At 58.8% G+C, this 4,682-nt stretch carries 4 protein-coding genes; 3 read left to right on the top strand and 1 reads right to left on the bottom strand.

Going from position 1 to position 4,682, the window contains the following annotated elements; translation table 11 throughout:
• Positions 1-77: 77 nt before the first annotated feature.
• Positions 78-668, bottom strand: coding sequence for a tyrosine-type DNA invertase (locus tag NNN71_RS23780; protein ID WP_271459498.1), 591 nt, complete (start codon positions 666-668; stop codon positions 78-80).
• A 213-nt stretch (positions 669-881) separates the two neighbouring features.
• On the opposite strand from NNN71_RS23780, the gene NNN71_RS23775 reads away from it, so the two are divergent.
• The 3 genes from NNN71_RS23775 to NNN71_RS23765 are packed head-to-tail and all read left to right on the top strand — an operon-like array spanning position 882 to position 4,668.
• A complete protein-coding gene (locus NNN71_RS23775) occupies positions 882-1,796 on the top strand; it encodes a TIGR03756 family integrating conjugative element protein (RefSeq protein ID WP_271459499.1) in 915 nt (304 codons plus the stop codon).
• A gap of 11 nt (positions 1,797-1,807) precedes the next feature.
• Positions 1,808-3,169, top strand: a complete 1,362-nt coding sequence (locus tag NNN71_RS23770; RefSeq protein ID WP_271459497.1) for an integrating conjugative element protein — start codon at positions 1,808-1,810, stop codon at positions 3,167-3,169.
• Positions 3,166-4,668: a conjugal transfer protein TraG N-terminal domain-containing protein gene (locus tag NNN71_RS23765; protein WP_271459496.1), complete on the top strand. Its 1,503-nt coding sequence runs from the start codon at positions 3,166-3,168 to the stop codon at positions 4,666-4,668. The genes NNN71_RS23770 and NNN71_RS23765 overlap by 4 nt, the downstream gene beginning before the upstream one ends.
• The last annotated feature ends 14 nt before the right edge of the window (positions 4,669-4,682 follow it).

Here is a 4,682-nt window from a genome sequence, read left to right as displayed (position 1 = left end):
AAAACAGAGAGATAATCCGTTATCAAAAGGGGTCTCAGAAAAATTTTGACACTTTGCTAAATTTTTCTGATACTACTTTACATTCTGGCACTAATTGTGTGGTTTTCTCTCATATTCCCCCAGACATTCATAAATCTCTGCGTATTTGTCGCTGTATAAATCACCGTATGCCGGATGTTCCGGTGCCCCAGATAATCCTGTATCAGACGCGTATCACGCCCCAGGTCCGCCAGCGCATAGCCGCATCCGTGCCTCAGCATATGGGGATATGCGGAAATGCTGACGCCGCCCAGTTCGCCGTAACGTCTGAGCAATAACCTGACCTGGTGACGCGACAGCGGGCCTCCTTTCTGCGACAGAAAAAGCCAGTCGCTGTCAGCCTCCCGCCAGCGGCGGCGCACCTTTAGCCAGCGCATCAACGCGGGCAATTCGGCATCAAACAGCGGATCCTGCGTCGAGAGACTGTTTTTGAGCCGTCGGACATACACCGAACGCCCGACCAAATCGATATCCGACAGTCGCATCCCACACAGTTCACTGACCCGCAGACCGTGTAAAAAACACATCTGAATCAGGCAGTAATCCCGCTCAAAATGGATCCCTCTGTCCGCTGCAAGCAGTATCTGCCCCACTTCATGGCGGGTCAGATGTTTTCGTTTTACTGGCATAAGCCTTGCTCCTTAAACACAATAAAAAATGAAGAAAAAAACAGGCCGGAACCACTTTCGTAGCCCGGCCTGAACCACAGAATAACACCAGAAAGCCCGGCAAAGGTTGATGCCAGACTCAACAATTTTCACGGGCTGGTTCCAGTTTTCAGCAGTGATCGTATGAGCATTGCGCTACACCCGGCAGAAGAAAACTCTGTTGCCGGAGGCGTTATGCCAGACCGCTTTCCTCTTCTGTTGCCCCTGATGCTGTGCGCCGCTTTCCCGCTCAGAGCCATTACCACGCCGGAAATTGCAGCCTCCGCCCTGTCGCCGGACTGCGTGAACTACCGGGTAGTCGGCCTATGCTACTGGCTCTATTGCACGCCGTTCGGCTGTACGGTGCGCACGTCGGTGAAGGTCAGCCATTTTCGTCCGGATCTGGTGATGTCGGCTTACAGCAACACGGGGCAGAATCCATGGGCGGAAATGTCGCCGTTAAGCCCTCCGATACCTGGCGTTGCCGAAGGCGGCGGCGATACGAATCCTCGTTCAGCCAGCCAGCACAGCAAGATCCGCTTTAAGAATGCCGATGCCATCGGCTTCCCGGCAGGCGATGAACTGGCGAAGTTTTTCACCCAGTTTGGCTATATCTGCTCGCCTTCATCGCAGCCTTTTGAACCGTACTTTCTGAGTCAACTCGATACGCTGGCATGGCGCAGCGGTGTGCCGGAAATGACCTGGCCGGAGGCGCTGACGCCGGGCATGCGGGAAGTCGGTCAGAACGGCGATATATGGGGCAATGTCTACCCGCGCGCCGGAGCCATCAGCCAGACGCACGACTATACCCAGCGCGTGGCCGATCTGGTGACGCGTACCGGGCAGTCGCATATCTACACGCCGCTGACAGCCTCATCGCGCGCCGGGTACTGGCCGCCCACCCCGGTTATCGAAGGTGACAGCGATAACCATCGCTGGCAAATGCTCACGCCGAAAAAATCCGCCGCCTGTTCGGTGTTCCCGGATGGCCGCGCCACCGACACCTACGCCGACAAGCTGGCGGAGGATGGCGCGTACGCCTGGACGCTGTGGCGGCCTTACAAATGCTGTCCGCGCCGGGGGCAAACCTTCCTCGGCAGTACGGGTTAACGGAGGCGGTCATGAGAGTTCTTTGCCTGGTCTTACTGTTTTTCGCCTGGGTTTGCGTGGCGGCAGACGACTACAGCTTCCGCACGCGAGGCGCGGTTGACGACCAGCTTTACTATCAGATTGGCGGCGGCGAGGCAGTCATGCCGCCTCCGGTACGCCGCAGCCCCTCGCCGCTCAGCGTGGGCATTGGCTGGAACGCCGATATGATGTGCGGCAATTTCGACATCGACACCACGGTGCGCAACCAGCTAAACGGCATCACCGATGGTTTCCAGCAGCTGATGGGCAACGTTATCCAGAGTGCCACCGGGGCGGTCGCCAGCCTGCCCGCGATGATTATCCAGCGTGCCAATCCGCAGCTTTATGATTTGCTGACCAACGGCGTATTACAGGGGCGGCTGGATTTTGATAAGTCGCTGCTAAACTGCCAGAAAATGGCGGAGAAGATGACCGATTTAGCGGCCGACTCCGCCTGGTTTTCCGGAGCCAAAGCGGAGAACTACCAGTCCCTCGCCGCCAGCGATAATGACGCCATCCGCACCGACCAGAAAGCGGCAAAAGAGGCCGCCGACAAGGGCAAGCACTGGGTGGGCGGCGAAAAGCGCGGCGGCAAAGGCCAGCCGCCAATCAAGGTGGTCCATGACGCCACCGCCGCAGGCTGGAACATTCTCAACCAGCAGCCCGCCACCAGCACCACGTCTCTTACCTCCTCCGAATGCGACGGGGAACTTTGTAGCACCTGGACATCCCCTGAAGAGGCCGCCGGATGGATGAACCGCGTGGTGGGTGAACAGACCATCAGCGTGGCACAGGCCACCGACAATCCGGACGCACGTTCCGGCGCACAGGCGGGGATCGGTCTGCATCCGCTGATCGACGAAGAAAAGGCGAAGATCCTGCCTGTGCTGACGGATCTGGTTAACGGTAACCAGAAACCCGGCTTCGACAACCTGGCGAAAGCCTCCGGCGGATCCATGCAACTGACCCGCGGCGTGGTCGAGGCGCTGCGCGATGATCCGGACGCCACCGTCCTCACCGAACGGCTGGCGGGAGAACTGGCGCTGGCCCGCGTCACCGAACAGGCGCTGCTGGCCCGGCGCACGCTGCTCGCGGGCATGCGTGAACCGAATATCGCCAACGTTAAAGAGGCGCAGGAGAGCTTAGGCAAAACCACCGCCCAACTGGATGAAGAGCTGAGCCAGCTTAAGCTGGAACTCGATTTCCGCCAGGCACTGACACGCAATACCACCAGCCAGATCCTGCAACGCAAACAGCAGCGCGACCAGCTTCAGGGGCAGGCGGTGGAGGTGTCGGACGACAGCGACCGCCGCCTGCATCAGTTGAATAACCCACAGCCGGACAGCCCGCCATGACAGCCAATAGCTATTTCGAGTACGTGCTCACCCTGCTCGGCTGGCTGGTGAACAACGGCGTTTGGCAGACGCTGACCGCCACCGGGCTGTTCGCCCTGCCCCTGCTGGCAAAACTAGTTGCCCTGTGGCTGAAAGCGCGAGGCCAAGGGGCTGATGAGGGCAACGTCGCCCGCCTGCTGGTCATCTGGGTGGAGCACTCACTTTACAGCGCCCTGCTGGTGATCTTCTTCGCGGGTGTGCCGTTCCTCAATGTCGATATCAATACCCTCACCTACGATAGCCAGCGCACAAAGCAGTGCGGCTGGTCGGTGGTGCAGCCCGGCGATTCCGGCTATGCGCCGCTGATCAACGAACTTAGCGGCCAGAGCGCCTCGGTGCCGGTGTGGTGGTACTTCACTCATGCGCTTGGCAAAGGCATCACCAGCGCCGCCGTCGCCGTCTTGCCCTGCAAGCCGGACTTGCGCCAGTTGCGCTTTGAAGTGCAACACACCCGGATTGCCGATCCGGCGCTGGCGCAGGAGCTACAGGATTTCGTTAACGATTGCTATGGGCCGTCGCGCGCGCGCCTCAAGCGACTGGGCAGCGATATTAGCGAGGAACAGAGCCGGGAGGTGGACTGGGTGGGATCGTCTTTTTACCTCTCCACGCCAGGCTATTACGACCACGATCATTCCCGTTCGCCCCGCACCGCCTGGCCTTATGACGCCAGCCGCGATGATGGCCTGAACGATACGGGTGGCGGAGGCTATCCAGCATGTAAGGAGTGGTGGTCCGATGGTGATGCGGGGCTGAAAAATCAGCTACTGAAACAGGTCGATACCACGCTCTGGCAGCGTCTGCAAAAACTGGGGCAGTCGAAAGAGGAGTACGAAGAAGCGGTACTGCGCTCGCTGGTGAGCCCGCGCAATATGCAGGTATCGCAGGGCGGGCTGGTGTACAACGGGTTTGGTGGGAGTGCGGGGAATAATCTCAGCCAGACGCAGTTGCTGAGTCGTGTGGGCGGGATCATTGGCGCGGGGCTTTCGAGCTACGCCCTGTTTCCGGCTTTTGATAACGTCCGACAGGCACTGCCGATGGTGCAGGCTTTCCTCGAAATGGCGCTGGTGATTTGTATTCCGGTGATCCTGCTGTTCTCGGCATGGGATCTTAAAACGGTCATCACGCTAAGCTTTGTGCAGTTCGCCCTGTTCTTCCTCACCTTCTGGTGGGAACTGGCACGCTGGCTGGATAACTGGCTGATGCAGATGATGTACGACAGCGACACCCACTCGTACTTCAACCTCTGGGGCCTGCAAAACACCTCCGACGATCTGATTGTGAATATTATTATGGGCGTGATGTTCCTGGTGTTACCCGCATTCTGGCTGGGCGCGCTGACGTGGGCAGGCGTCAGGATCGGCACAGCAGTCGCTGGGGTGATGGGCAGCGCTGTCGGTGATATCCGCAGCGCTGGCGAACAGGTCGGGAAAATGATCGTCAGTAAAACGCGTTTACCGTAGATAATATTCTTGAG

The sequence above is a fragment of the Kluyvera sp. Awk 3 genome (assembly GCF_028069715.1).
In the GTDB taxonomy this organism is placed as follows: domain Bacteria; phylum Pseudomonadota; class Gammaproteobacteria; order Enterobacterales; family Enterobacteriaceae; genus Kluyvera; species Kluyvera georgiana_A.
Note: the sequence above shows the minus strand (reverse complement) of the source record. Positions and strands in the feature narration are given on the sequence as shown.

What these genes read in the sequence shown, in the direction of transcription:
- NNN71_RS23780 (WP_271459498.1), bottom strand. Translation starts at nt 668, where the DNA reads ATGCCAGTAAAACGAAAACATCTGACCCGCCATGAAGTGGGGCAGATA.
- NNN71_RS23775 (WP_271459499.1), top strand. Translation starts at nt 882, where the DNA reads ATGCCAGACCGCTTTCCTCTTCTGTTGCCCCTGATGCTGTGCGCCGCT.
- NNN71_RS23770 (WP_271459497.1), top strand. Translation starts at nt 1,808, where the DNA reads ATGAGAGTTCTTTGCCTGGTCTTACTGTTTTTCGCCTGGGTTTGCGTG.
- NNN71_RS23765 (WP_271459496.1), top strand. Translation starts at nt 3,166, where the DNA reads ATGACAGCCAATAGCTATTTCGAGTACGTGCTCACCCTGCTCGGCTGG.